This is a genomic window from Mycolicibacterium cosmeticum (genome assembly GCF_000613185.1).
Taxonomy (GTDB): domain Bacteria; phylum Actinomycetota; class Actinomycetes; order Mycobacteriales; family Mycobacteriaceae; genus Mycobacterium; species Mycobacterium cosmeticum.
The window spans coordinates 383,650-408,037 of sequence record NZ_CCBB010000002.1 but is presented as its reverse complement, the minus strand read 5'-3'; the positions used below and the strand labels follow the sequence as shown (position 1 = coordinate 408,037).

The following is a 24,388-nucleotide window of genomic DNA, read 5'->3' as shown; positions in this document are numbered from 1 at the left end:
ACGTCATGGATTTGGAGGAAACAATAATGAGTATTCCCGCGGCAGTGGCCGCCAAAGCCCAGTCTGCCGTGCCTCTGGAGCTGCAAATCCGCGGCGCACACCTCTACGACAAGACACGTCGGTGGGTAACCGGAACCAATGGTAAGAAGATCTTCACCGAGACGCCCATTCCTCCGGTCGAGGACGTCGATATCGCCGACATCGATCTCAGCAACCCGTTCCTCTACCGCCAAGGCCGCTGGAAGTCCTACTTCGAACGCGTGCGCAACGAGGCGCCGGTGCATTACCAGGCTCGCAGTCCGTTCGGCCCGTTCTGGTCGGTGACCCGCCACGCGGACATCATCGCCGTCGACAAGAACCACGAAGCTTTCTCCGCAGAGCCGTTCATCATCATCGGGAGACCGCCTCGTTTTATGGACATCGCCATGTTCATCGCGATGGATCCGCCACAACACGACTTGCAGCGCGCTTCCGTCCAAGGGGTTGTCGCGCCGAAGAACCTGCGCGAGATGGAGGGGCTGATCCGCTCGCGTGTCCAGGAAGTGCTGGACGATCTACCGGTGGATCAGCCGTTCAATTGGGTGCACCACGTCTCCATCGAACTGACAGCGCGCATGCTCGCGACCCTGCTGGACTACCCGTACGAGCAGCGGCACAAGCTCGTGGAATGGTCGGACCTCGCCACCTCCATGGAGCAAGCCAATGGTGGTCCTTCCGACAACGACAGAGTGTTTCGTGGCATGGTCGACATGGCGAAGGGGCTCAGCGCTCTCTGGCATGACAAGGCGGCCCGTACCGCCAACGGGGAGCGACCGGGCTTCGATCTGATCACGATGCTGCAGGCCAACGAGGACACCAAGGATCTCATCGACCGCCCGATGGAATTCCTCGGCAATTTGGTATTGCTGATCGTCGGGGGAAACGACACGACTCGCAACTCGATGAGCGGAGGGGTACTCGCCTTGAACCAGTTCCCCGATCAGTTCGAGAAGTTGAAGGCGAACCCTGACCTGATTCCCAACATGGTGTCCGAGATCATTCGCTGGCAGACCCCGTTGGCGTACATGCGCCGAGTCGCGAAAAAAGACATCATGTTGAACGGGCAATTCATCCGCAAGGGCGACAAGGTCGTGATGTGGTACGCCTCTGGTAACCGCGATGAGCGTGTCTTCGAGCGGGCCGATGAGTTGATCATCGATAGGAGCAACGCCCGCAATCACATCTCGTTCGGGTTCGGCGTGCACAGGTGCATGGGAAACCGACTTGCTGAGTTGCAGCTTCGAATCCTGTGGGAGGAATTGCTCCCTCGCTTTGAGAACATCGAGGTTGTCGGCGAACCCGAGTATGTGCAATCGAATTTCGTCAGGGGTATCAGCAAGCTGATGGTTCGCCTCACTCCCAGGCCGAGTGCATGACTCCCGAACGAGCAGTGATCGTCGGCGCGAGCCACGCCGGCGCGCAGTTGGCAGCTAATCTTCGAAGGGAGGGGTGGTCTGGGGAGGTCGTGCTCATCGGCGACGAGAGGGGACTACCCTACCACCGGCCTCCGTTGTCGAAGGGATACCTGGCCGGCAAGAACGGCCTCGACGACCTCCTGATTCGCGGCGCTGATTTCTACGAAAAGCAGCACATTCGACTCTTGAATGCGACCGTGGAGGCGATCCACCGGAGTGCCAAGCGTGTGTCTCTGAGCACCGGCGACACGCTGACGTACACCAAGCTCGCGTTGTGCACCGGCGCAAGGGCCAGACGACTCCCCACACCAGGGGTGGATCTTCGCGGAATTCACTACCTGCGTACCGCTGCAGACGTCGAGTTGATCCGTGCCGCCGCCACACCGGGTCGGAGGGTTGTGATCGTGGGCGGCGGTTACATCGGGTTGGAAACGGCGGCCTCGCTGTGTTCGCTCGGCATGAACGTCACCGTCCTCGAGGCAACCGAGCGTGTACTCGAACGGGTCACCGCGCCGGAGGTTTCCGCGTTTTACACCCGAATCCACCGCGGCGAGGGAGTGGAGATCCGAACACACGCCCTCGTCGAAGCCTTCTCCGGTAACGGTGGGGTGCAGGAGGTCGTGCTGGCTGACGGCGAATCGATCCCCGCCGACTTGGTCATTGTCGGCGTCGGCGTGGTGCCGAATACCGAGCTCGCCTCGGCCGCAGGATTATCCGTCGACAACGGCATCGTGATCGACGACCAGGCCCGCACCAGCGACCCCGACATCGTGGCCGCCGGCGACTGCACCAGCCACACCATGGCTCGATACGGCTGGCGTATTCGTTTGGAATCCGTATCGAGCGCCGGCGAGCAGGCCAAGATCGCTGCGGCGACGATCTGCGGAAAACACAGCGCAATCGCTGCGCTTCCGTGGTTCTGGTCCGACCAGTACGATCTCAAACTCCAGATTGCCGGTCTCAACGCCGGATACGACGAAGTGTTGCTCAGTGGTGACCCGTCGCGTGAGCGTGACTTCAGCTGCTTCTACTTCCGCGAGGGCGAACTCATCGCCGCCGACTGCGTCAATCGTCCGCGCGATTTCATGTCCAGTAAGCGGGCCATCAGCCAGCAACTTCGGGTCGACCGCTCAGACCTCCTCGCCGGCTCGATCTGACATGTTGCGACAGCGGCAAACCATGCGCTCGGAACTCAGAGACTATGCCGTCGGCTCGATGCATAGTCGCGAAAGCTTGCTGATCACAAACTGTGGACAACCCCCAGGTACCTAAGTGCTACGCGGGAGATCCGCTCACCAGTGGTGGCAATGTCCGCAGCTGGGAGTACAACATGGCTCACTGTCAGTCGCACCAGAACATCTGCGACGTCCTCGACGTCTTCGGGGTCGAGATCGGCGAAGTGGTCGTTAAACCACGTGGTCAGAGCCCCGGAGCAGAGCTGAAGCAGGGAAGCCGAGGTCGGCAGAAGAGGAAGGACCCCCGTAGACGACGAGCCACCGCCATCATTCCCCGAGGGGTTGGATGTCAGAACTGCCTTGAGGAGCGGGCTGTCTTCTGCTTCAGAGAGGGTGAACTGCACCGCTGCGGTGATGCCGCCCTGCACATCGCCCACATGTTCGGCAAGGACGGCACGAATGCCTTCCAGGAAGCGCTGGCCCTCTGACACCACAAGCGCGTCACCGAGCCCCTGTTTGTCGCCGAACTCTTTGTACAACGTCGGGCGGGAGACGCCGACCGATTCGGCAACCTCGCTCATCCGGACCTGATCCCAGCCCTTCTCGATGGTGAGTTCTCGTGTCGCCCTGAGAACCTGGTCACGCACATGTCGGCGGAACGACATCCGCACGGGTTCAGCTGGCATAGGAGCAGGATAGGCGCCATCCCTACACGGACAGTCAACCGACACCAGGGTTCATATCGTCCCGTCGAGAAAGTCGACAACCGCCGTCGAGAACACGTCGTTGTTGTCGCCGGCGACCATGTGGCCCGCGCCCGACACGTCGACGGTTTGCGCGTGCGGAACCAAGGTGAGGAAATCCTTCACTGTCTCTTCGGAGACGATGTCAGATAGCAGGCCTCGGACCAGCAGCGTCGGCGCGGATACCCGGCGGGCGCCATCGACGAGGATTGCGCTCATCATCTCGAAGTCCTCTGCGCCTTCGTCTGGATCGCCCTGCAGAAACTGGAAATTCGACGTCACGAAGGCTGGATCCCATCGCCAAACCCAGCGACCGTCTTCGCGACGTTGGAGGACTTTTCGGAGGCCGTTGAGGTTGTCGGGGCGGGGGCGGTGCGGGTTGTGGGCGGCGATCACGTCAGCGGCCGATTCTAGGCTGTCGAAACCTTCGGGGTGTGCCGACATGAACGCTACGACTCGTCGGGCGCCGTCCATCTCCATTCGCGGAGTGACGTCAACCAGCACAACGGCCTGCCATAGGTCCGGCGGGGCGAGCAAGTGTGTTCCGAGAATGGTCAAGCCGCCCAGAGATGCGCCGATCGCGGCGACGGGGCGGCCGGAACCGGCGTATGAGCGCACGGCCAACAGGTCGGATCCAAGCCGGTCCATGTCATAGCGTCCGTCAGGGGCCCAGTCGCTGTCCCCGTGTCCCCTGGTGTCGTACGCGGCAACCGTGTAGCCCCGCTGGTGCAGGCGTTGGGCGGTGACATCCCAGGCGTGCCGGCTTTGACCTCCGCCGTGAAGGAGCAACACGACCGCCCGCGGCGCGTCACAGCGGTAGAGGTCGACGGCCAGCGACAGCCCGTCGGCCGTGGGCACCCGCTCGACGACAGGGGCCGACGAATCACTTGCTCTGTGTGCAGGCATCAGGAGTTCGTCTTCGGTGCGACGACGGTGACAGTGCCCTGGGCCGCACACACCGCTCTGCCGTCGTTACAGATGTCGATCCGCGCCACACCGCTGGTTCTGCCCAGCGCGATGATCTCAGCTGTGGCTACACAGGTGCCGCTGGAGACCGGACGAAGCAGATTCAGTTTGAACTCCGTTGTCGCGACCCAGGATCCCATTGGAATCACGGGATAAAACACCACTCCGAGGCAGTGGTCGACCATGGCCGATAAGCAGCCCCCATGCAGGTTGCCGAAAGGCGTCTTCAGGTCGTCGCGTGCGTCCATCTCCGCGACGAGACGTCCCGCAGTGAATTCCGTGTGGCGGAAGCCGAGGTAACCGGCCAACCCGCCCGTGGCTTCTGCTGCGCTCTTTAGTTGCTCGGCGACCTCTTCGTTGAACGCGGTGAATTGCACAGGCCCTCCTAACTCATCTGCTGTCGAGACATTACGCCATAGTTGTCACACCGGTCGACGGTGGTCACTTGCCAGGATCGCCGGAAGGAGAAACCTCGACAGAAACGCCCGGAGTCCGTCACGACTGCGCTCCCGCGGCCCCCGAACAGTCAGCAGGCTCAGTATCGTGCGGACAACCCACTCGGCGGCGTCGTCGACGGAGACGCCCGGTTCCACGCAACTCCAGTGTCTGGTGAAGATGGGACGCAGAAATTCGGTGACGATTTCGAAGAGGGACGTCGAGGTCCCCGCCGCGAGACCCACGCCGGCGAGTTCCTCGTCGCTGCCGAACAACAATCCGATGATCTCTTCGCGGCGCGCGGCCTCAATCGTGTATTCCACGAAATCGACGAGCGCGGAGCCCAGGTCGGCGTGCGCCGCGATCCGCGGGCTGATGCGGTCGAGATAGCGCCCGGCGGCGCGAAGGATGACGCCCGACATCACCGCCTCCCGACTGGGGAAGTAGCGATACACCGTTGCCCTGGACACACCCGCTGTTCTGCCGATGTCCTCCATGGTCGTGCCCACCACACCGCAACTCTCGAGGCACCGCTCGGCAGCATCGAGCAACCTGTCGCGAGCGGACCCACGATCTGTCGGCGCGGCGGCGCCCCATCTCAACAACTTCGTCGCCACACAGCCAGTATGCCGCGAGCGCGCACCATTGTGACTTGCTCACGCACATGACACCATCGCAGTTATGTCTCAAGTCAGCCCCGTGGCCCTGAGCGGGCGCCGGTGTCGGTAGAAGCGCGTACCCCGGTGGTCGTCGGCGTGGGCGACGTCACCCATCGCGGGGACGACTTCGTGGACCCGATCGACTTGGCGGTGGAGGCCGCACGCCGCGCGGTCAGAGACGCAGGTCGCGCGGTCGAGCGGCGCATCGACACCGTCGCGACTCCCGGCATCCTGGTCATCCCGCGCGACAATCCCGCCAGCAGGATCGCCGAAGCGATGCGCATCGGTCCCGCCCGCCGCATCAGCTGTCCGGTCGGCGGAAACACCCCGCAGTATCTCGTCGAGGTGTTGGGTGGCGAAATAGCCAAGGGTCGCGCAGATGTCGTCCTGGTCGTCGGGGCGGAGAGCGGGCATTCCGCGCGCAAGCTCCAGGGCGGGGGACTTCTCAACTCGCCGCCCCCGCCCCGCTCCGGCGACGAATCCCTGGGCGACGCCCGCCCCGGGCTGAGTCAAGCCGAACTATCGGTGGGTCTGAGTTGGCCGCACGAGGTGTATCCCATCTTCGAGTCCGCGATCGCCGCGCGCCACGGCCGCGACTTCGATGCTCAACGGGAGTGGCTGGGCACGCTGATGGCACCGTTCACAGCCGAGGCGGCACGCCATCCCCAGCAGGCTTGGTTCCCACGCACACGAAGTGCCACCGAACTCAGCGAAGTCACCGCGGAAAACCGCATGGTCTGCTTGCCCTACCCCAAGCTGCTCAACAGCATCATGTCCGTCGACATGGCTGCAGCCTTCATCCTCATGGCGGCCGAGGTAGCGGACGAATTGGGCGTCGGGCGCGATCGTTGGGTCTTTCCCTGGTCAGCAGCGACTTGCAACGACGTGTACTTCCCCGTGGAACGGCCGGACCTCAGTCGCTCATCGGGTATCGAGGTAGCGGCACGCAAGGCTCTCAATGCGGGCGGGTTGACCACCGACGACATTCGGTGGTTCGACCTCTACTCCTGCTTCCCGTCGGCAATTCAGATGGCTGCCGAGGCTCTCGACGTGGACCCCCTCGACGAGAGAGGCCTCACAGTAACCGGAGGGCTGCCTTATCACGGCGGCCCTGGTAACAATTACGTCAGCCACTCGATCGTTGAGATGGTCCGACGGTGCAGACGCGACCCCACCGATGCCGGACTCGTCACCGGCCTCGGGTGGTATTCGACGAAGCATTCGGTCGGTGTGTGGTCGGCCTCCCCGCCGCCAGCCGGATGGCGGCTGATCGACACGGCAGTCGAACAGGCTCACATCGATTCGTCGCGGCTGGCCGTCGCGGGCGTCGGCGAGGCGACCGGTCGCGCGACAGTGGACGGATACACGGTTGTCTACGACCGAGACGGGCGACCTCGATGGACTCCGATCATCGCGCACCTGTCCGACGGGCGAAGAGTTGTCGCACGCAGTGACGATCCGCAGATTGCCGAGGCGATGGGCGGGGAAATGTACGTCGGTAAAACGGTGTGCCTCCGAAACACAGGGTCGTTCACCGGATTCGAGCTTTCATGATCGCCGAGGCGATGGTGCTGACCGGACCGCAGAATCTGGAGCGACGCCGGATCACCATTCCCGACGTCGGCGACCGGGGTGCGATACTGCGAGTTGAAGCATGTGGTCTGTGCGGGACGGATCACGAACAATTCACCGGACACCTGCCTGCCAGCTTCTCATTCGTTCCAGGTCACGAAATCGTCGGCATCGTCGAACACGTCGGCACTGCGGCCAGCCAACGCTGGGGTGTACAAGCCGGCCAGCGCGTGGCCGTCGAGGTGTTCCGGTCCTGCCGAGACTGCCCCGAGTGCCGCCGCGGCGAATACCGGCGGTGTGCGGCGAACGGCATCGCCACCATGTTCGGGTTCGTCGACGTGCAGATCGGCGCGGGCTTATGGGGCGGATACGCCACCCATGTGGAGCTTCCGTGGGACGCGATGCTGCTCCCGATTGCCGAGGACATGGATCCCGTTCTCGCCACGTTGTTCAACCCTCTCGGGGCCGGTATCCAATGGGGGGCCACTCTTCCCGACACCAAGGCCGGGGACGTCGTAGCGATCCTGGGGCCCGGCATCCGCGGAGTCTGCGCGGCCGTGGCGGCCAAAGAGGCGGGAGCCGCTTTCGTCGCGATGACCGGCGTCGGCCCACGCGACGAACAACGACTGGCCATAGCCAGATCATTCGGTGTCGACCTGCCCATCGATGTATCGCAGCACAACACAGTGACAGCGCTCCAGCGTGAAACAGGCGGACGGCTTGCCGACGTGGTCGTCGACGTCACCGCCAAAGCACCCTCCGCATTCGCCGATGCCGTCGACCTTGCCAGACCCGGCGGCACAGTCGTGGTGGCCGGCACCCGCGGGCGAGGCGGCGCGCCCCGGTTTGAACCAGACTTGTTGGTATATAAAGAATTACACGTCGTAGGCGCACTCGGCGTGGAGTATCCCGCCTACCGGGCAGCCCTCGAGATCCTCGCTGAAGGCCGCTGGCCGTTCGACCGCATCACCAGAGAATCAACCGGATTCGCTGGGCTCGCGCCGCTGCTCACTTCGCTTGCAGACGAAAATGCCCGAACGAGCGCGGCGCTGCACAACGTCTTCTTGCCCACGCCCTGACGGCATGCAGAGGTTCAACAGAGAGGGCCACCCGTGACCATGGCGGAACGCGTACCGATGCTCGACCGCGAGCAGGCCCAGCTGCGGGCTGCCGAATGTGGGTTGCCCGAAGAGTTGGCAGACCTGTCGGTATTCCGCGTGGCACTTCATCAGCCGCGTGTGGCAGTTGCGCTGCACGGGCTGCTCGACGCGTTACTCTTCCGCGGTTCCCTTGACGCGCGGCTACGCGAGCTGGTCATCATGCGCATCGGCTGGATCACCGGCTCCGAATACGAATGGACCCAACATTGGCGAATCGCCACACTGCTCGGCGTGCCTGAGCATGATCTCCTCGCGGTGCGCGACTGGCAGAATTCCGAAAGCCTCGGGCCAGTCGAACGTGCGGTCCTCGCAGCGACCGATGATGTGGTACGCGACGGGGTCATCTCCGAGGAAAACTGGGCTGCGTGCCAGAAGGCATTCAATAGCGATCACGCGGTTTTAGTCGAACTTGTCGGAGCAATCGCCAATTGGCGGCTCTTTTCAATCCTGCTTCGATCCCTGAATATTCCACTTGAGTCCGGTACCGACGGCTGGCCGCCCGATGGGCGAGCTCCTCGGCGTGGCGATTGAGCGAAAAACGTGGGCCGATGCTTGACCGAAGCGGTCAGCGCCCCAATCGCCAGACTACGACCCGTGTCGTAGACGGACAAGTCCCCCCTCGGACACCCGACTGAGGCGAGAGAAAAGAACGCCCCGGGCGTTTTCTCTCCCCGTCATATGACAGAGGTACCCGACCGGCGCCATTGCCGATCAGGTACCTCTCTCGTTTTCTGGTGTCAGCCGACGTCCCCGCGGTGCACGTTCACGCACGCCCGCTTCTTGCCCCAGATCGTGCGCACGGTGAAGCACACTCGCTTGGGCCTGCCGAATACCGTCGTGCTTTCGACGGTGCCTTCGGTCCCTTCGGGCACTGCCGGAACATCCATCTCTTCGATCTGCCGGCAGGCGGTGACGACGTCGCCTCGTTGCCAACTCATCGGTATCTCTCCCCTTCCCCGATCCGCCCTCGCGGTCCGGGCATAGCTCAGTGTTACGTCGTAGTAACAATCAGGGCGAGCGATTTATTCTGCAGGTGCCGCTCAGTAGACGTCGCGTACGTAACGTTTTTCGGCCACCAGTTCGCGCTTGTAATCGTGTGCTTGCTCGTCAGACAGGCCGCCGTGCCTGCGGATGATCGCGGTCAGCGCGCCGTCGACATCCTTGGCCATGTGAGTGGCATCACCGCACACGTAGAAATGTGCGCCATCCTCCAGCCACCGCCACAGTTCGGCGCCGGCGTCGAGCATCTTGTGCTGCACGTAGACCCGCTTGGCCTGGTCCCGGGAGAACGCCAGGTCCAGGTGGTTGAGCAGCCCGTCGGCGACCATGTGCTCCAAATCATCGCGGTAGTAGAAGTTTTCGGAGCGGTGCTGGTCACCGAAGAACAGCCAGTTGCGGCCGGTGTGACCGAGCGCACGCCGTTCCTGCAGGAAGGCACGGAACGGCGCGATCCCGGTGCCCGGCCCCACCATGATCATCGGCGTCCGAGATTCGGTGGGCGGCCGAAAGTTTGGTGACCGCTGGATGAACACCGGCGCGGCGTGCGCGCGGTCGGCCAGGAAGGTCGAGGCCACCCCGTGCCGCAACGCCCCGCGGGCACTGCGGTAGCGCACCACCGACACCGTCAGTTGGACTTCGGTCGGACTCACCAGCGGGCTCGAGCTGATGGAGTACTGCCGCGGGGTCAGCCGCACCAGCGCGTCCTGCCACTCCTCCGGCGCAGCCCGCACCCCGAACTCCTCGACGATGTCGAGAGCGTTGCGCCCGTCCAGCCAGGTGTCCAGCTCGGCCCTGGGCCCGCGCAGCCGTTTGGCGGCCTTGGGCCGGTGGTCGGCGATGAAGCGCAGCAGGTTCGGCGTGATCCGGCAGATGTCGTAGCTCGATGTCAGGGCGCTGCGCAGGTCGGTGTCCGCACCGTCGACCTCGATGATCTCGTTGCCGGTCAACCCGGTGCAGGCCAGCCAGGTGGCCACCGCATCGTCGGAGTTGGTGACGAACACGCCGAGCGAGTCACCTGCTGCATAGCTCGCCCCGTGTTCGGCGACGTGCTCGGAGATGTCAAAGCCGAACTGGCGCACCTCTTTTTGCGCCGACTCCGGCGTGAGCCGGATGTTGCGGCTCAGCGGCGCCAGCAGCGGCGCGTTGCGGGTCAGCGGCTGCGCACTCGGGGACGGCGTGATCGGGACAGCCGCACTGCCGGTGTCGGCTGCGCCGCCGACGAGCCCGGCGACCTGACCGGCCCACGCGCTCATCGGTTCGTCGTCATATGCCTCGCACTCGACCCGGTCCAGCAGCCGGGTCGCCCCGAGGTCGGCCAGCCGGGCGTCCAGCGCCTTGGCGTGGCCGCAGAAGTTGTCGTAGGACCTGTCGCCGATCCCCAGCACCGCATACCGCAGGCCGGGCAGCGTCGGGGCGGCGGCCGAGGCCAGCCGCTCCCAGAAGTCGGCGCCGTTGTCCGGTGGCCCGCCGTCACCGAAAGTACTTGTCACGACGACGATCTCGGTGGCAGCGGCGAGTTCGGTGAGCGTCACGTCGTTCATCGTCACCAGGCGTGCCCCGGCCAGCCGGCCGGCCACCGTGGCCGCGAATTCCTCCGCGGTGCCGGTCTGCGACGCCCACAGCACCAATGGGCCGGGCGCGGTCGGCTCCAGCACCGCCGAGGATGTCCCGGCCCGGGAATGCATACCGGCCAGCAGTCCGTCGATCCACAACCGGGTCTGAGGGCGGACCGGCGCCGCGCCCGGAAGCACCGGAACACCCTCCGGGCCGTTGCCGAGGGCCGCCAGAAAGCCTGCGATGTAGACCTTTTCCTCGTCGGTCAGTTCCATGGTGAAACCTTGCAATCCGAGCGCCTCGGCGAGCGGGTGATCGGCCGCGGTGGGCAGGGCCGGCGCAACGGGCCGCAGCGCGACCGCACAGACCTTCAATTCGGGTTGCAGCGAGTCGGCGTCGACTGCGTCGTTGGTGAGCGCGTTCACGGTCAGGTACTCACCGTGCTCGTCGTTCCAGTGGAACGGCACCCATACGTTGCCCGGTTGCACCCGGTCGGTGATGACCGGTGGCAGCACCGCCCGCCCGCGCCGCGAGGTCAGCTCCACCTGGCAGTGCCCGGTGATGCCCGCCGCTGCGGCGTCCTCGGGGTGGATCTCGACGAACGGCGCACCGTTGAGTTTGTTGAGCTTGGCCACCCGCCCGGTCTTGGTCATGGTGTGCCACTGATGCTGCAGCCGTCCGGTGTTGAGCACCATCGGGTAGTCCTCGTCGGGCAGCTCCTCGGCGTCCATGTGCGGCCGGGCGAGGAAGACCGCCTTGCGCGACGGTGTCGCGAACGCCAGCCGCGGCCGGTGACCGTTCTCGTCGACGAACAGCGTCTGGGACACCCCGTCGTTGAGGTACCGGATGGGGTGGCGGTCCGCGGCATCCTCCGGTGGGCAGGGCCACTGCAGTGGCGTCTCGCGCAGCCGGTCGTAGCTGGCGCCGCGCAGGTCGTACCCGGTGCGCGGATTGGCGAACCGGCGGATCTCGTCGAAGATGTCCGAGCTGGACTTGTAGTCGAAATCGTCGCCGAAGCCCAGGTGTTCGGCCACCCCACAGATCAGTTCCCAGTCCGGGCGCGCCTCACCCAGGGGCGGCACCGACTGTTGCAGCAGCGTCAGGTTGCGTTCGGAGTTGATCATCACCGCGTCCGATTCGGCCCACAACGTGGCCGGCAGGACGATATCGGCATACCGGTTGGTCGCGGTGTCCTGATAGGCGTCCTGGGTGATGACGAGTTCGCATGCCTCCAGGCCGGTGATCACCGTCTTGCGATTGGGCACCGATGCGACGGGATTGGTGCAGATGATCCAGCACGCCTTGATGTCTCCCGCGGCCGCCTGCTCGAACATCGCGACCGTCCCGGGCCCGACGTCGGTGCGGATGGTGCCGCGTTCCAGTCCCCACTGGTCCTCGCAGAACGCGCGGTCGTCGGCCGACAGCACCGACCGCTGACCGGGCAAACCCGGACCCATGTAACCCATTTCGCGTCCGCCCATGGCATTCGGCTGGCCGGTCAGCGACATCGGGCCACTGCCGGGCCGGCAGATGGCGCCGGTCGCCAGGTGCAGATTGCAGATCGCGTTGGTGTTCCAGGTGCCGTGGGTGCTCTGGTTCAGGCCCATGGTCCAGCAGGTCATCCAGTCGCCCGCCTCGGCGATCATCGTTGCCGCGGTGCGGATGTCGCCTTCGGCGATGCCGGTGATGGTGCTGACTCGCTCGGGAGTGTAGTCGGCGAGGAAGGCCGGCATGGCCTCCCAGCCCTGCGTGTGCTGGGCGATGAATTCCCGGTCGATATCGCCGTTTTCGACCAACAGGTGCAGCAAGCCGTTGAGCAGGGCCAAATCCGTACCCGGCTTGATCGGCAGGTAGAGGTCGGCCTTGTCCGCGGTGGCGGTGCGCCGGGGGTCGACGACGATGAGTTTGGCCCCGGCCTTGATGCGGTCGGCCATGCGCAGGAACAGGATCGGATGGCAGTCGGCCATGTTGGCGCCGATGACGAAGAACAGGTCGGCGTGGTCGAAATCGGTGTACGAACCGGGCGGACCGTCCGCGCCGAGGGACTGCTTGTAACCGGTCCCCGCGCTGGCCATGCACAACCGCGAGTTCGATTCGATGTGCACGGTGCGCAGATACCCCTTGGCGAGTTTGGTCGCCAGGTACTGGGCCTCGATGGACATCTGGCCGGACACGTACAGCGCGACGGCGTCGGGACCGTGTTCGTCGACGATGGCGCGCAGCCGGCGTCCCGCTTCGGCGACGGCCTCGTCGACCGGGGTGGAGACCGGTTCGGCGCCGCGCTCCGAGCGGACCAGCGCGGTGGACAGCCTGCCGTCGGTGGCGGCCATCAACTCCGCGTGGGTGGCCCCCTTGGTGCACAACCGGCCGTAATTGGTCGGGTGTAACTTGTCGCCGCTGATCTGTGCGATCACCGGCAACCCGCTGAGCTGGTCGGCCTTGGTGGTGACCTCGATGCCACAGCCGACCCCGCAGTACGAGCACGCGGTCCGCGTTTTCACCGACATGGTGACATCGTGTTCTGCCACTGTTCCGGTTCCTTTGAGGCGACGTTAGCGCGAGGAAAACTCGACCTCACAGTGCGGTTGGCGCCCTGTGAGGCCGAGTTATTCCTGGTCAGGCCGTTGCGACGGACTCCGGAACGGAGTCGGCCACCTTGTCCTTGACCGGCGCGATGCGCAGGAAGACAAACCACGTGACGACCGCGCACACGACGTAGAAACCGAGGAACACCCAGAAGGCGTTGGTCGCCGACTTCGCGTCGCTCACGTACGAGGCCCGCAGCACGATGTTGATGAACACGCCACCCAGGGCGCCGACGGCACCGGCGAAGCCGATCAGGGCGCCGGACATCCGGCGCGACCAGGACGCCTTCTCCTCGCGGCTCCACTCGTCGTGGTCGGCCGCCTTGGCCTCGAAGATGGACGGGATCATCTTGTAGGTCGAACCGTTGCCCAGGCCGGAGAGGATGAACAGCAGGATGAAGCCGACGACATAGGCGGTCATCTGGCCACCGGTGGGCGCACCCTTGTGTGCATCGTCGAGCATGCCTGCGGTCACCAGGATCCCGGCCGCGAACATCATCGCGACGAAGACGTAGAGCGTGATCTTGCCGCCTCCGATGCGGTCGGCGAGCTTACCGCCGAACGGCCGTGAGATGGAACCCAGCAGCGGGCCCAGGAACGAGATCTGCGCGGCGTGCAGCGAGGCCTGCGCCGCGGTGGAACCGCCGGCCAGGAAGTTGATCTGCAGCACCTGCCCGAACGCGAAGCTGAAGCCGATGAACGAACCGAAGGTGCCGATGTACAGGAAGCTCATCACCCAAGAGTGCTTGTACCGCATCGCCTCGATCATGGCGCCCATGTTGGACTTCTGGTTGCGCAGATTGTCCATGAACAGCGCGGCACCGACGGCCGCCAAACCGATCAACACAAGGTAGATGGCACAGACGATCTCGGGTGCGGTGTTGCTCACGCTGGCGATCACCAGCAGGCCGATCAGTTGGATGACGGGGACGCCGATGTTGCCGCCACCGGCGTTCAGGCCCAGCGCCCAGCCCTTGAGCCGCTGCGGATAGAAGGCGTTGATGTTGGTCATGGACGAGGCGAAGTTGCCGCCGCCCAATCCGGCGAACGCGGCGATCACCAGGAACTGGGTGTAGGTGGTGCCCGGGTTCTTCATCGCCCACCAGGTGAGCAGCGTCGGGATGAGCAGCAGCAGTGCGCTGACGATCGTCCAGTTGCGCCCGCCGAAACGCGCCGGGGCGACGGTGTAGGGGATCCGCATGAAGGCGCCGACCAACGTCGGAACGGCCACCAGATAGAACTTTCCTGCGGCGTCGATGTGGTACACGTTCTGCGGCATGAACAGCACCATCACCGACCAGATGGACCACACCGAGAAGCCGACGTGCTCGGCGAAGACCGACCAGATCAGGTTGCGGTTCGCAATCTTTTTTCCGCCGGCTTCCCAGGCCTCGACGTCCTCGGCGTCCCAGTGCTCGATGTCACGGTCGCGGGTCAGAATGGTCACGGGGGTCCCTCCCAGGTGTGGATCGGTTGTTCAGAAAACTAGGCCCGCGCCATTCCGCACCGATTGCACCACCGTGTCGGGTTTGTCAAAACCTACTCACACGGCGAGGGGCACCCCTCGTGCGCAACGGTATTCATCGGCGTTGCACCGGGGAAACGATTACGAAACAATCGGGCCCTAGCTTCGCTGAAGCATGAGCGATGGCAGTGCACCACGTTTCTTGCAGGGCGCCTTCGCATTCGAAGGCGCCGGTCTGGACAAACCGGTACTTCTCGACCCGTCTCTGAGTTATGTCGTGTCGGCGGGTGCGGTCACCCAGCCGGTGTATTTCCGGGGCGGTAATTCGACCGACGAGCTGATCGCCGTGGTGTTGTTCCGCGACGGCGTCCCGATGCGCTTCTTCCCCATCGGCGCCAAGGGAGCCACCCATGTTGCGCTTCGGGTGGTCGAGGATCTGCTCGGTGACACGGTGCTGGAACTCCGCGTCGCGGCGCCGGCCGGGGTGTCCGGCACCGTCGTCGTCGATCTCGGCCTGGTGGAGATTCCGTGAAGCGCCGACTTGTCGTCGTCGGTAACGGCATGGCCGGTGTCCGGGCGATCGAGGAGATCCTGGCCCGCGGCGGGGCCGACTTGTTCGACATCACCGTGTTCGGTGACGAGCCCTACGGCAACTACAACAGGATCCTGCTGTCCAATGTGCTTGCGGGCAGCGATGATTCGGCCGAGATCTATCTCAACGCGCTGGATTGGTACGCCGACAACGCGATCGATCTGCGGGCCGGGGTGCGCATCGTGCGGTTGGACACCTACGCCCGGCTGGTGCACGCCGACGACGGCACCACCATGCGTTACGACGCATTGATCCTGGCCACCGGCAGCCGCTCGTTCTTCCCCCCGATGACGGGGCTGTGGGCCGATGACAAGACGCTGACCGACGGTGTGTTCGGCTTCCGCACCCTCGACGATTGCATGGGAATGATCTCCGAGGCGGCCAACCGGACCAAGGCCGTGGTGATCGGTGGCGGGCTGCTCGGCCTGGAAGCCGCACGGGGCCTGCAGAACCGCGGACTGACGGTCGATGTGGTGCATGCCGGTCCCACCCTGATGAACGCGCAACTCGACGACGCGGCCGGGGCCATCCTGCGCCGGTCCGTCGAGGGCATCGGCATCACCGTGCACACCGACAAGCGCACCACCGAGGTGCTGGTCGGCGAGGACGGCAAGCTGACCGGGATCGTGTTCTCCGACGGCAGCACCGTGGACTGCGACATGCTGGTCATCGCCGCCGGCATCCGGCCCAATGTCGTTCTGGCGCAACGGGCGGGGCTCACGGTGGAGCGGGCCATCGTCGTCGACGACCACATGCGCTCCGTCGATGACGATCGGGTCTACGTCGTCGGCGAGTGTGCCCAGCACCGCGGTCAGGTGTACGGCTTGGTGGCACCGCTGTGGGAGCAGGCCGCCGTGCTGGCCGACCATCTCACCGGCACCGATACCACCGCGGCCTACCGGGGTTCGCGCACCGCGACCAAACTCAAGGTGGCCGGTGTCGACGTGGCGTCGATGGGCATCAAGGCGCCGGAGTTGCCGGACGACGAGTTCGTGCAGTACTCCGAACCGCGGCACGGCGTGTACAAGACCATCGTCATCCGTGACGGCAAGCTGGTGGGCGCCACCCTGGTCGGCGATGTGTCCAAGGTGTCGTTCCTGACGCAGGCCTTCGACAGTGGGTTGCCGCTGCCCGACGAGCGTGTCTCGCTGATGTTCGACATCGGCACACCCGAGGTGGCCGTTGGCGTTTCGGAGTTGTCCGACGATGCTCAGGTGTGTAACTGCAACGGGGTGTCCAAGGGTGCCCTGGTGGCGTGCGTGCAGTCCGGTGAGACCACGGTGTCGGGCGTGATGGCCAAGACCAAGGCCGGTAAGGGCTGCGGCTCGTGCAAGGAGCTTGTCGGGCAGGTCGTCGAGTGGGCGGCCGGCGGGGCGGTCACCGAGGATCCGTCGGCGTCCTGGTACGTGCCGGGGGTGCCGTACGACAAGCCGTCGCTGATGGCGTTGATCCGGGAGTTGCGGCTGCATTCGGTGTCATCGGTGTTCGCGGCGCTGGCGCCGGACGGGCGCGTCGACGCGGGGTCCAAGATGGCGCTGGCGTCGCTGCTGGAGATGATGTGGGCCGACGAGTTCGTCGACGAACGGGATGCCCGCTACATCAACGACCGGGTGCACGCCAACATCCAGCGGGACGGCACCTTTTCGGTGGTGCCGCAGATGAAGGGCGGGGTGACCAGCTCCGACCAGTTGCGCAAGATCGCCGATGTGGCGGACAAGTATGCGATCCCGATGATCAAATGCACCGGAGGGCAGCGCATCGATCTGTTGGGCGTACGCAAGGAGGATCTGCCCGCGGTGTGGGCCGACCTGGACATGCCGTCGGGCTATGCCTACGGCAAGAGTTTCCGCACCGTGAAAACCTGTGTGGGGAGCGACTTCTGCCGTTATGGCCTCGGCGACTCGACCGCCCTGGGCATCGCACTGGAGGAGCGTTATCAGGGGCTGGCCAGTCCGGCGAAGATGAAGCTGGCGGTGACGGGGTGTCCGCGCAACTGCGCCGAGGCGCTGTGCAAGGACCTCGGCGTGGTGGCAGTCGACGGCGGCCGGTGGGAGATCTACGTCGGCGGGGCGGCGGGCGCCCATATCCGCAAGGGGGATCTGCTCACCGTCGTCGACTCTGCCGATACCGTGATGACGTTGGCCGGACGGTTCCTGCAGTACTACCGGGAGAACGCCAACTGGCTGGAGCGCACGTACGCCTGGGTGCCGCGGGTGGGGATCGACCACATCCGTGCGGTGGTGGTCGACGACGCACACGGCTGGGCCGAGGGGCTGGATGCGCGGATGCAGAAATCCATTGACGCGTACCGCGATCCGTGGCTGGATGGCCGGGATCCGGTGAGCGAGGGGCAGTTCCGGTCGGCGCTGCCGTTGTTACCACTCCCCCAGGTTCCGGTGCGATGAGCGCTTGCGCGAAGAGCCGAGGGCCGCGATGAGTTACTTGGGGCCGGTCTCCCAGATTCCGGTCGGCGAGGGCCGGACGTTCGCCGTCGATGATGCCCAGATCGCGGTGTTCCGCCTACGCGACGGCTCGCTGCGCGCGGTGGACGCGGTGTGCCCCCACAAGGGCGGGCCGCTGGCCGATGGGCTGGCCGACGACCAGGTGGTGGTGTGTCCGCTGCACGGCGCGACCTTCGACCTGTGCACCGGAACCCAGGCCGGCGGTGGCGATCCGGTGCGCAGCTATGACGTCGCCGAGGTGGACGGGCAGATCCGGATCACGCTCTGAGCTTCCGCGCAAGACCGAATCATGCTGTTGTGGATAGCTTTTGGTCCTGTGGATAACTTCTGACGCTGTCGCCACCGCTCGATAGAATTCGAACATGCTTGCGAATTCGGTGGCCGATCGAGAAGTGGCGTTGGCCGCTTTCGACGTCCTCGACGCTGCGGCCGAACAGCTCGCCGGAATGGATTTCACCGCGTTCTCGGTTGCCGAGCTGCTGGAACTGCAATCGCGCCGGGAACGCCAGACCCGGATCACCGCGTGTGCCGACCACCGGATCCTGGCCGCACTGCAGAATCAGGCCACCGCCCATGAGATGGGCGGGAAATCCTGGCCGGACATCCTGGCCTTACGCCTGGGTATCAGCCAGGCCCAGGCCAAGACCAGGGTGAAAGATGCCGAGCACCTGGGGCCGCGATTTGTCATCGGCGGCGATGTCCTTGAGCCGGTCCTGCCCGCGTGTGCCGAAGCGCTGGCATCGGGGACGATCAATCTCGAACACGCCGGCCACATTCGCGACGTGCTGCGCAAATCCGAGCGCTACACCACCGCCACCGACCGCGCGGAGTGGGAACGCACCCTGGTGGGCATCGCGGCTTCGAACCCGCCCGAGACGGTCAAAGATGTCGGCGCCCAGATGCTGTATCTACTCAACCAAGACGGCTCCGGTCCGGACCTGGCCGCCCATCAACCGGGCCTGCGGCTGGGACCTCAGGACGCCGACGGGATGCACCGCGTCTCGGGCCATGTCGACGCCGAGGCCGCCGCGTATTTCAAAGCCATCGAATCCGTCTGGGCGGCGCCCGGGATCAACAACCCCGCCGACGCCGAACCCCTCGCCAATCCCAGCCCCAACCCGCTCGATCCCGATGCGCCGCCGGAGATGGACGCCGAACGACGCCAGGCCGAGGCCGCCGAACGCGATACCCGCAGCGCGGCCCGCCGCAGCCACGACGCCTTCAAGACCCTGTGCCGGGAAATCTTGATGTCCAAGAAACTCGGCCAGCACAGCGGGCTGCCGGTCACCGTGGTCGTCTCGACGACCCTGGCGGAACTGGAGAGCGGCGCTGGGGTCGCCCACAGCAGCAGCGGAGTGAAGATCCCCATCCCCGACCTCATCCGACTGGCTGCTCATGCCCATCACTACCTGCTGGTGTTCAAGCACCACACCGCCGAGCCGCTCTACCTCGGCCGTACCAAACGCCTGGCGTCCAAAGCCCAACGCCTGGTCGCGATCTCCAGGGACCGCGGATGCACTCGGCCCGGCTGCTTCGCCCCCGCCGACCGCTGCCAGGCCAACCACGCCGGCCTCGATTGGGCCGCCGGCGGTGAGACCAATGCCGACACCATCGTGCTGGGATGCGGTCCCGACAACCGACTGGCCTACCAATCCGGATGGACCACCACGATCGACCCGACCACCGGCCGTGCCCAATGGCATCCGCCGGCCCTGCTCGACACCGGCCAAGACCGCATCAATCACCACTTCCACCCCGAAGAGCTGCTGCGCCCAGCGGATACGGAAGGCGGGGGCGACGACCCGTAATCGGCGTCGCACTCAGGTTGCTGCGGTCGGGTCAGCCGTTGGTGCGGCGCCACCAACGCGGGGTGCGCCGGGGCGGTTCGGCGGCTGCCGGTTGTTCGACGGCCGGCTCGTCTTTCTCGTCGGCGGGCTCTTTATCCGGCGAACCACCTTCTGTGGCTTCAGCTTCAGGCTGCGCCACTGCCTCATCGGCATTGTCCTCGCCGTCCGAGTCGGTCTGGGCCGTTTCTTCCTCTGGTTCCTCAACCGGCTCGACTTCGCTCGCGGGTTCGGCGTCCGAATCACCCTCGGCGGCCTCGTCCACGGCAGCCTCAGCTTCACCCGCGGGTTCGACTTCGGCCTCGGCGCTATCAGAATCGGCGGGAGTCTCCGCCTCCTCAGCGGCCACTTCCGCTGGTTCCTCAGCAGCCTCTGCTTCGCTGGCAGGTTCGGCGTCCGAATCGCCCTCGGCGGCCTCGTCCACGGCAGCCTCGGCTTCACCCGCGGGTTCGACTTCGGCCTCGGCGCTATCAGACTCGGCGGGAGTCTCGGCGTCGTCAGCCGCTACTTCCGCTGGTTCCTCAACCGGCTCGACTTCGCCCGCGGGTTCGGCGTCCGAATCGCCCTCGGCGGCCTCGTCCACGGCAGCCTCGGCTTCACCCGCGGGTTCGACTTCGGCCTCGTCTTCCACCGCAGCGTCGGCACCGTCCTCAGACTCGCCCGCGCCCTCGGCGCCCTCGTGCTCGGCCGCCAACGACTCCGCGGCAGCCTCCAACTCGTGACCGACGTCGAAGGGCTCGGACTCGTCCTCGACTGGCTCCTCGGCCACCTCGAGGGTGTCGGCATCGACGGGCTCTTCGGCCTCGTCCGCTGCCTCGGCTTCCTCCGCGACATCCTCGGCCTCGTCAGCCTCGGTATCGCCCACGGCGGCGGCATCGTCATCCTCGGCATCACCGGCGACGGTCGCGGCCGCCACCACACCGGTGGTCGCGCCGACGGTCGCGAGTTCCTTGGCCAGAATGTCCTCGACCGGGGACTCCGCATCCGCGTCCTGCTTGCCGCGCAACGACTCCGGGGCTTCTCTGCCCTTCGGCGCGACCATGATGTACACCACCGCCGCGATGAAGACGAATGTCGAGGTGAAGGTGTTCACCCGGATACCGTCGACGGGCATGGACGCCGGGTCGCTGCGCATCAACTCCACCCAGAACCGGCCCACGCAGTAGCCGGCCACGTACAGCGCGAACAACCGGCCGTGCCCGATGTTGAACCGCTTGTCGATCCACAGCAGCAGCGCGAAGATCAGTACGTTCCACAACAACTCGTACAGGAACGTCGGGTGCACCACCGCGACGAGTTGCCCGTCGGACACACCGTTCAGGGTGTTCAGCGCGCCGCTGGCGTCGCGCCGCTCGTAGATCTCCAAGCCCCACGGCACCGTGGTCTCACGGCCGTACAGCTCCTGGTTGAAGTAGTTGCCCAACCGCCCGATCGCCTGGGCCAGGATGATCCCCGGCGCGATCGCATCACCGAACGCGGGCAACGGAATCCCGCGCATCCGGCAGCCGATCCACGCCCCGACGGCCCCGAGCGCCACCGCGCCCCAGATCCCCAGGCCGCCGTCCCAGATCCGGAACGCCGCACCCAACCCGGCGCCACCGTCACCGAAGTACGTCTTCCAGTCGGTCATCACGTGGTAAAGCCGGCCGCCGACGAGCCCGAACGGCACCGCCAGCAAGGCGATGTCATAGATGACGCCCGGCTCGCCGCCGCGCGCCACCCACCGGCGGTCGCCGATGATCAGCGCCGCGACGATACCGGCGATGATGCACAGCGCATACGCCCGGATCGGGACCGGACCGATATGCCACACGCCCTGCGCCGGGCTCGGGATATAGGCCAGGATCGTCTCGGTCATGCGGGAATCCCCTGTCGGACACCCTCGGAAAGCTCCGCGGTCAGCGCCCGCACCGCGGGAACGCCGGCATCGAGCGCGGACACCAGCGCCGATCCCACGATCACACCGTCGGCATAGGCGCCGATCTCGGCCGCCTGCTCACGCGAGCGCACGCCGAGGCCGACCCCCACCGGGATGTCGGAGATCTCCCTGATCCGCTGCACCAGCTCCGGGGCCGCGTTGGACACCGCGTCCCGGGCACCGGTCACACCCATCGTCGAGGCGGCGTAGACGAACCCGCGCGACGCCTGCACCGTCGCGGCCAACCGCTCCGGGGTGGACGACGGCGCCACCAGGAAGATGCGGTCCAGATCGTGCTGCTCGGAGGCCGCCACCCAGTCCCCCGCCTCGTCCGGGATCAGATCCGGGGTGATCAACCCCATGCCCCCGGCGGCTGCCAGGTCGCGCGCGAAAGCGTCCACGCCCCAACGCAACACCGGATTCCAATACGTCATCACCACGGCCCGTCCACCGGCGTTGCTGATCGCCTCGACGGCCCGCAGCGCGTCACGCACCCGCACCCCACCGGCCAACGCGACCTCGGTCGCCCTGGCGATGGTCGGCCCGTCCATCCCCGGATCCGAATACGCGACACCCACTTCGACGATGTCGCAACCGGATTCGACGAGCGCCACCATCGCCTCAATGGAGGTGTCCACATCGGGATAGCCGGTCGGGAGGTAGCCGATCAGTGCGGAACGCCCCTCGGCGCGGCACGTGTCGAACAGGGTGCCGAGTCGGCTCACGAATCACCGTCCAATAGCCCGAACCATTTGCCCGCGGTCTCGACGTCCTTGTCACCGCGACCGGACAGGTTCACCACGATCACCGAGGACGGCCCGAGTTCCGCACCGAGTTTCAGCGCACCGGCCACCGCATGGGCGGACTCGATGGCCGGGATGATGCCCTCGGTGCGACACAGCAGCGAGAACGCGTCCATCGCCTCGGTATCGGTGATCGGCCGGTACTCGGCGCGCCCGATGTCCTTGAGCAGCGCATGCTCGGGACCGACCCCGGGATAGTCCAAACCTGCTGAGATGGAATGGGATTCGATGGTCTGCCCGTCCTCGTCCTGCAGCAGGTAGGAGAACGACCCCTGGAAGGCGCCCGGTGATCCACCGGTGAACGTCGCGGCGTGCCTGCCGGTCTCCACCCCGTCACCGGCGGCCTCGAAACCGATCAGACGCACGCCGGGATCGTCGATGAAGGCGTGGAACACCCCGATCGCGTTGGACCCGCCGCCCACACACGCCGTCACCGCATCGGGCAGCCGGCCGGCCTGCTCCAGGATCTGCGCCCGGGCCTCCATCCCGATGATGCGCTGGAAGTCGCGCACCATGAGCGGGAACGGGTGCGGGCCCGCCGCGGTACCGAAGCAGTAGTAGGTGTCATCGGCGTTGGTCACCCAATCCCGGAACGCCTCGTTGATCGCGTCCTTGAGGGTCTTCGAGCCGGATTCCACCGAGATCACCTGCGCCCCGAGCAGCCGCATCCGGGCCACGTTGAGCGCCTGGCGCGCGGTGTCCACCGCGCCCATGTAGATGACGCAGTCCAAGCCCATCAGCGCACACGCGGTGGCGGTCGCCACCCCGTGCTGACCGGCGCCGGTCTCGGCGATGACACGGGTCTTGCCCATCTGCTTGGCCAGCAACGCCTGTCCGAGCACGTTGTTGATCTTGTGCGATCCGGTGTGGTTGAGGTCCTCGCGCTTGAGGAACAGGCGCGCGCCGCCGGCGTGCTCACCGAGCCGGGCCGCCTCGTACAGCGGCGATGGGCGGCCGGTGTAGTGCCGCTGCAGCCGGTCGAGTTCGTCGAGGAAGGCCTGGTCGCGCCGCACCTTGTCGTAGGCGGCGGTGACCTCCTCGATCACGGCCATCAGGGCCTCGGGGACCAGACGGCCACCGTAGGCGCCGAAATGACCCTTCGCGTCCGGGTCATGGCTGGTGTGTTCGGCCACCGCCGCGCTCATGCGGGGCAGTTGCGGGCCGGAGATATCCGCCATCTAACGGGCGGGCTTGGGGCAGGACGGATGGGTACCGGCGGTCACCAGGTCGGCGACGGCGCTGCGCGGATCCCCGCTGGTCACCAGGCCCTCGCCGACCAGCACCGCGTCGGCGCCGGCGCCGGCATAGGCCAGCAGGTCCGCGGTGCCGCGCACGCCGGACTCGGCGACCCGGATGACGCTGCTGGGCAACCCGGGGGCGATCCGGGCGAAGCAGTCCCGGTCGACCTCGAGCGTCTTGAGGTCGCGGGCGTTGACCCCGATCAGGGTGGCGCCGGCCTGCAGGGCGCGGTCGGCCTCTTCCTCGGTGTGCACCTCGACCAACGCGGTCATGCCCAGCGATTCGGTGCGGTCCAGCATGGACACCAACGCGTCCTGCTCCAGGGCCGCGACGATGAGCAGCAGCATGTCGGCGCCGTGCGCGCGGGCCTCGTGGATCTGGTAGGGCCCGACGATGAAGTCCTTGCGCAGCACCGGAATCGACACCGCGGCGCGGACCGCGTCCAGGTCGTCGAGCGAACCGTTGAACCGGCGCTGCTCGGTCAGCACGCTGATCACCCGCGCGCCGCCGTCCTGGTAGGCCCTGGCCAGTTCCGCCGGGTCCGCGATGGACGCCAGCTCACCCCGTGACGGGCTGGCCCGCTTGACTTCCGCGATGACGCCGATGCCCGGCTCCCGCAACGCCGCCATCACGTCCAGCGGCGGCGGCGCGTCCTTGGCCCGCTGTTTGATGTCGGCGAACGGAACCGCGGCTTCACGGGCGGCAACGTCGGCGCGAACTCCTTCGATGATGGAGTCGAGCACGGTCCCCGAACTCATGAGCC

General features: G+C 66.0%; 20 protein-coding genes. 9 read left to right on the top strand and 11 right to left on the bottom strand.

Annotated elements, in window-relative coordinates; all coding sequences use genetic code 11:
* Positions 1-26 precede the first annotated feature (26 nt).
* Together BN977_RS17175 and BN977_RS17170 are read left to right on the top strand one after the other, a co-directional pair.
* Positions 27-1,415 (top strand): cytochrome P450, encoded by a 1,389-nt coding sequence (locus BN977_RS17175; protein WP_005061000.1) that lies wholly within the window; start codon positions 27-29, stop codon positions 1,413-1,415.
* Positions 1,412-2,611: an NAD(P)/FAD-dependent oxidoreductase gene (locus tag BN977_RS17170; RefSeq protein WP_005060998.1), complete on the top strand. Its 1,200-nt coding sequence runs from the start codon at positions 1,412-1,414 to the stop codon at positions 2,609-2,611. The genes BN977_RS17175 and BN977_RS17170 overlap by 4 nt, the downstream gene beginning before the upstream one ends.
* Positions 2,612-2,694: 83 nt before the next feature.
* Here BN977_RS17170 and BN977_RS17165 read toward each other — a convergent pair whose 3' ends face one another.
* The 4 genes from BN977_RS17165 to BN977_RS17150 all read right to left on the bottom strand — a co-directional run bounded on the left by BN977_RS17165 (position 2,695) and on the right by BN977_RS17150 (position 5,390).
* Positions 2,695-3,276, bottom strand: a complete 582-nt coding sequence (locus tag BN977_RS17165; RefSeq protein ID WP_005119754.1) for a TetR/AcrR family transcriptional regulator — start codon at positions 3,274-3,276, stop codon at positions 2,695-2,697.
* A 90-nt stretch (positions 3,277-3,366) separates the two neighbouring features.
* Positions 3,367-4,278, bottom strand: a complete 912-nt coding sequence (locus tag BN977_RS17160; protein WP_005060993.1) for an alpha/beta fold hydrolase — start codon at positions 4,276-4,278, stop codon at positions 3,367-3,369.
* Positions 4,278-4,715 carry a PaaI family thioesterase gene (locus BN977_RS17155; RefSeq protein ID WP_005060992.1) on the bottom strand — a complete coding sequence of 146 codons (438 nt, stop codon included), beginning with the start codon at positions 4,713-4,715 and terminating at the stop codon, positions 4,278-4,280. Before BN977_RS17155 ends, BN977_RS17160 begins: the two co-directional genes overlap by 1 nt.
* A gap of 45 nt (positions 4,716-4,760) precedes the next feature.
* Positions 4,761-5,390 carry a TetR/AcrR family transcriptional regulator gene (locus BN977_RS17150; RefSeq protein ID WP_174479264.1) on the bottom strand — a complete coding sequence of 210 codons (630 nt, stop codon included), beginning with the start codon at positions 5,388-5,390 and terminating at the stop codon, positions 4,761-4,763.
* 102 nt (positions 5,391-5,492) lie between these two features.
* Between BN977_RS17150 and BN977_RS17145 the strand changes: the two genes are divergently transcribed.
* Genes BN977_RS17145 through BN977_RS17135 form a run of 3 tightly spaced genes read left to right on the top strand, consistent with a single transcriptional unit; the run spans position 5,493 to position 8,695 of the window.
* Complete coding sequence (locus BN977_RS17145; RefSeq protein WP_005119751.1) at positions 5,493-6,986, top strand: acetyl-CoA acetyltransferase; 1,494 nt, start codon at positions 5,493-5,495, stop codon at positions 6,984-6,986.
* Positions 6,983-8,083: a zinc-dependent alcohol dehydrogenase gene (locus BN977_RS17140; RefSeq protein ID WP_005060986.1), complete on the top strand. Its 1,101-nt coding sequence runs from the start codon at positions 6,983-6,985 to the stop codon at positions 8,081-8,083. Before BN977_RS17145 ends, BN977_RS17140 begins: the two co-directional genes overlap by 4 nt.
* A 33-nt stretch (positions 8,084-8,116) precedes the next feature.
* Complete coding sequence (locus tag BN977_RS17135) at positions 8,117-8,695, top strand: carboxymuconolactone decarboxylase family protein (RefSeq protein WP_005060984.1); 579 nt, start codon at positions 8,117-8,119, stop codon at positions 8,693-8,695.
* Between the two features lie 206 nt (positions 8,696-8,901).
* Here the strand turns inward: BN977_RS17135 and BN977_RS17130 are convergent, their stop codons facing one another.
* The 3 genes from BN977_RS17130 to BN977_RS17120 form a co-directional block, all read right to left on the bottom strand.
* Complete coding sequence (locus BN977_RS17130) at positions 8,902-9,102, bottom strand: hypothetical protein (protein WP_024452627.1); 201 nt, start codon at positions 9,100-9,102, stop codon at positions 8,902-8,904.
* Positions 9,103-9,204: 102 nt separating this feature from the next.
* Entirely contained in the window at positions 9,205-13,224 is a 4,020-nt protein-coding gene (locus BN977_RS17125) for a bifunctional nitrate reductase/sulfite reductase flavoprotein subunit alpha (protein ID WP_036400411.1), read from the bottom strand.
* 109 nt (positions 13,225-13,333) lie between these two features.
* A complete protein-coding gene (locus tag BN977_RS17120; protein WP_024452625.1) occupies positions 13,334-14,749 on the bottom strand; it encodes a nitrate/nitrite transporter in 1,416 nt (471 codons plus the stop codon).
* A gap of 193 nt (positions 14,750-14,942) precedes the next feature.
* On the opposite strand from BN977_RS17120, the gene BN977_RS17115 reads away from it, so the two are divergent.
* The 4 genes from BN977_RS17115 to BN977_RS17100 all read left to right on the top strand — a co-directional run bounded on the left by BN977_RS17115 (position 14,943) and on the right by BN977_RS17100 (position 19,629).
* Positions 14,943-15,299 carry a hypothetical protein gene (locus BN977_RS17115; RefSeq protein WP_024452624.1) on the top strand — a complete coding sequence of 119 codons (357 nt, stop codon included), beginning with the start codon at positions 14,943-14,945 and terminating at the stop codon, positions 15,297-15,299.
* Entirely contained in the window at positions 15,296-17,764 is a 2,469-nt protein-coding gene (nirB, locus tag BN977_RS17110) for a nitrite reductase large subunit NirB (protein WP_024452623.1), read from the top strand. Before BN977_RS17115 ends, nirB begins: the two co-directional genes overlap by 4 nt.
* Before the next feature lie 28 nt (positions 17,765-17,792).
* Positions 17,793-18,089, top strand: coding sequence for a Rieske (2Fe-2S) protein (locus BN977_RS17105; RefSeq protein WP_024452622.1), 297 nt, complete (start codon positions 17,793-17,795; stop codon positions 18,087-18,089).
* Between the two features lie 94 nt (positions 18,090-18,183).
* Positions 18,184-19,629 (top strand): DUF222 domain-containing protein, encoded by a 1,446-nt coding sequence (locus BN977_RS17100; RefSeq protein ID WP_024452621.1) that lies wholly within the window; start codon positions 18,184-18,186, stop codon positions 19,627-19,629.
* 31 nt (positions 19,630-19,660) lie between these two features.
* On the opposite strand, the gene lgt is transcribed toward BN977_RS17100, so the two are convergent.
* The 4 genes from lgt to trpC are packed head-to-tail and all read right to left on the bottom strand — an operon-like array spanning position 19,661 to position 24,383.
* Positions 19,661-21,523 carry a prolipoprotein diacylglyceryl transferase gene (gene lgt / locus BN977_RS17095; RefSeq protein WP_024452620.1) on the bottom strand — a complete coding sequence of 621 codons (1,863 nt, stop codon included), beginning with the start codon at positions 21,521-21,523 and terminating at the stop codon, positions 19,661-19,663.
* Entirely contained in the window at positions 21,520-22,308 is a 789-nt protein-coding gene (gene trpA, locus BN977_RS17090; protein ID WP_024452619.1) for a tryptophan synthase subunit alpha, read from the bottom strand. The genes lgt and trpA overlap by 4 nt, the downstream gene beginning before the upstream one ends.
* Positions 22,305-23,564: a tryptophan synthase subunit beta gene (gene trpB / locus BN977_RS17085; protein WP_024452618.1), complete on the bottom strand. Its 1,260-nt coding sequence runs from the start codon at positions 23,562-23,564 to the stop codon at positions 22,305-22,307. Before trpB ends, trpA begins: the two co-directional genes overlap by 4 nt.
* The gene (trpC, locus tag BN977_RS17080) at positions 23,565-24,383 is read right to left on the bottom strand and encodes an indole-3-glycerol phosphate synthase TrpC (RefSeq protein WP_024452617.1); all 819 of its coding nucleotides are present in this window, start codon (positions 24,381-24,383) and stop codon (positions 23,565-23,567) included.
* Positions 24,384-24,388 lie beyond the last annotated feature (5 nt).

Excerpts from the sequence above, each read along its gene's own strand:
- BN977_RS17175 (WP_005061000.1), top strand. The coding sequence starts at position 27 with ATGAGTATTCCCGCGGCAGTGGCCGCCAAAGCCCAGTCTGCCGTGCCT.
- BN977_RS17170 (WP_005060998.1), top strand. The coding sequence starts at position 1,412 with ATGACTCCCGAACGAGCAGTGATCGTCGGCGCGAGCCACGCCGGCGCG.
- BN977_RS17160 (WP_005060993.1), bottom strand. The coding sequence starts at position 4,278 with ATGCCTGCACACAGAGCAAGTGATTCGTCGGCCCCTGTCGTCGAGCGG.
- BN977_RS17140 (WP_005060986.1), top strand. The coding sequence starts at position 6,983 with ATGATCGCCGAGGCGATGGTGCTGACCGGACCGCAGAATCTGGAGCGA.
- BN977_RS17130 (WP_024452627.1), bottom strand. The coding sequence starts at position 9,102 with ATGAGTTGGCAACGAGGCGACGTCGTCACCGCCTGCCGGCAGATCGAA.
- BN977_RS17125 (WP_036400411.1), bottom strand. The coding sequence starts at position 13,224 with ATGTCGGTGAAAACGCGGACCGCGTGCTCGTACTGCGGGGTCGGCTGT.
- BN977_RS17115 (WP_024452624.1), top strand. The coding sequence starts at position 14,943 with ATGAGCGATGGCAGTGCACCACGTTTCTTGCAGGGCGCCTTCGCATTC.
- BN977_RS17105 (WP_024452622.1), top strand. The coding sequence starts at position 17,793 with ATGAGTTACTTGGGGCCGGTCTCCCAGATTCCGGTCGGCGAGGGCCGG.
- BN977_RS17100 (WP_024452621.1), top strand. The coding sequence starts at position 18,184 with ATGCTTGCGAATTCGGTGGCCGATCGAGAAGTGGCGTTGGCCGCTTTC.
- lgt (WP_024452620.1), bottom strand. The coding sequence starts at position 21,523 with ATGACCGAGACGATCCTGGCCTATATCCCGAGCCCGGCGCAGGGCGTG.
- trpB (WP_024452618.1), bottom strand. The coding sequence starts at position 23,564 with ATGGCGGATATCTCCGGCCCGCAACTGCCCCGCATGAGCGCGGCGGTG.
- trpC (WP_024452617.1), bottom strand. The coding sequence starts at position 24,383 with ATGAGTTCGGGGACCGTGCTCGACTCCATCATCGAAGGAGTTCGCGCC.